At 63.3% G+C, this 305-nt stretch carries 1 protein-coding gene; it reads right to left on the bottom strand.

The annotated features are described in order from the left end of the window. Window positions 1-305: LacI family DNA-binding transcriptional regulator (locus E0702_RS16530; RefSeq protein ID WP_240721798.1), on the bottom strand; the 305-nt coding region annotated here is incomplete at both ends.

The raw sequence follows: 305 nt of genomic DNA, 5'->3' as shown, positions 1-305 counted from the left end.
GACAGAGAGCGTCATGTCATACCCGGCCTTGACGTATTCCTCGGATGCGCCAGCTATGAAGTCACCGAACACCGGGTTCATCATCTGGTGCTGGGTCGAGATCGGGATCACATGGCCGATGGCCATGGCCCGTCCCGTCGCCAGCCCTTTGGCTCTGGCGTTCGGGGCATAGTTCAGGGCCTGCGCCGCTTCCGCCACGCGTTTGCGGGTCTGCTCGCTGACCTCGGGGTAGCCGTTGAGCGCGCGACTCACCGTGGTCTGCGACAGATTGAGGTGCGCGGCCAGTTGCTTGAGGTTCATCGCGA

It is taken from the genome of Halomonas marinisediminis, assembly GCF_004347715.1.
Classification (GTDB): Bacteria; Pseudomonadota; Gammaproteobacteria; order Pseudomonadales; family Halomonadaceae; genus Halomonas; species Halomonas icarae.
This window is presented reverse-complemented; position numbering and strand designations above follow the sequence as displayed.